The sequence below is a fragment of the Bilophila sp. 4_1_30 genome, assembly GCF_000224655.1.
GTDB lineage: Bacteria > Desulfobacterota > Desulfovibrionia > Desulfovibrionales > Desulfovibrionaceae > Bilophila > Bilophila wadsworthia.
The window spans coordinates 1-1,598 of the sequence record NZ_JH114243.1; the positions used below are offsets into that span (position 1 = coordinate 1).

Genomic DNA, 1,598 nt, shown 5'->3' on the forward strand with positions numbered 1-1,598 from the left:
CGGACCCCCTCCCCTCATCTTCCCAAGACTTTTGACTGGTGGGGAGGAGGCCCGCAGGGAGTTGCCTGTATTTAGTTGGAGTTGGCGACGTAAGTTGCTGGCAAGGCTGCGTACAGGGCCGCGCACTCGATGAGATCCTGTTTCCACGTCTTTTCGTCGGGAGCGTGGGCTTCCTTTTCCTTGCCGGGGCCGAAGCCGACGACCGGGATCCCGTAGCGGCCCATGATGGACACGCCGTTGGTGGAGAAGGTCCACTTGTCGGTGCGGGGTTCGCGTCCGAACAGGCTGCGGTAAGTCTCTTCGGTGGATTTCGTCACCACATGGTCTTCGGGCAGGACCCACGTGGGGAAGTAGCAGTCGGTGGGGTAGACGAGGCCGGTCCACGAGGGGACTTCGTAGGTGTACATGGACACCTTGGCCTTGTCTCCGGCGGCCTTGACCGAGGGCAGATTCTCAATCTGGGAAATGGCGAGATCCTTGTCTTCGCCGAAGGTCAGGCGGCGGTCCACGGAAATGGCGCAGCTGTCCGCCACCGCACAGCGGGAGGGCGAGGTGTAGAAAATCTGGGAAACGGTGAGGGTGCCCTTGCCGAGGAAGGGGTCGTCCGCGAGCCGGGCATTGAGCTGTTCGAGCTCGGTCATGATGTGGGCCATGCGGTAGATGGCGTTGTCGCCGCGTTCCGGGGCGGAACCGTGGCAGGATACGCCGCTTACGTCCACGCGGATTTCCATGCGCCCGCGCTGGCCGCGATAGATGCCGCCGTCGGTGGGTTCGGTGGATACCACAAATTCGGGCTTCAGCCCGTCTTCGTTGATGATGTACTGCCAGCACAGGCCGTCGCAGTCCTCTTCCTGCACCGTCCCGACCATGACGATGGTGCAGTCTTTGGGGCACAGGCCAAGCTCTTTGATGATCTTCCCGGCGTAAACCATGCTGGCCATGCCGCCTTCCTGATCGCTCGCTCCGCGCCCGCCGATGGTTTCGGCGTCTTCGTAGCCTTCGTAGGGATCGAATGTCCAGTTGGAGCGGTTGCCGACGCCCACGGTGTCGATGTGCGCGTCAAAGGCGATGATGCGGGGGCCATTTCCGATAAAGCCGAGGACATTGCCCATCTTGTCGATTTCGACCCTGTCGAAGCCGACCTTTTCCATTTCTTCCTTGATGCGCCGGATCACGCCTTCTTCTTGGCAGCTTTCGCTCGGGATGCGGATCATATCGCGCAGGAATCGGGTCATTTCCGGTTCATATTTTTGGGCGAGTTCGTTAACACGGGAAAAATCGACGGTGCTCATGGGAAGCCTCCAGAGGAATGATGCCGGATGTCCGGTCTATTTCCCAAGAAAGCAATTGTCGGGCCAATGTTATGAGCCTTCATGATAGCGTATAAAACAAACCGATTAAACGAGTCTCTGCATCCCTCTTCCTGCCAAAAAACTTCTCAGTTTGAGAAAATTCTCATTTCGGGAAATCGCAATGCCGTTGTCTGGATGAAAACAAGAAAGGGCCGCCTCCGCAAAGGAGCAGCCCCTTTTCATACGAACTTCCCGGAAAGGGGGATTCGATAAAGTCGAAAGTCTTGGGAGGGAGAGAGGAGGGGG

General features: G+C 58.4%; 1 protein-coding gene. It reads right to left on the minus strand.

Going from position 1 to position 1,598, the window contains the following annotated elements; genetic code table 11:
- Window positions 1-71: 71 nt before the first annotated feature.
- On the minus strand, window positions 72-1,292 hold the full coding sequence (locus tag HMPREF0178_RS19855) for a YgeY family selenium metabolism-linked hydrolase (protein WP_009369326.1): 1,221 nt from the start codon (window positions 1,290-1,292) through the stop codon (window positions 72-74).
- Window positions 1,293-1,598: the final 306 nt, after the last annotated feature.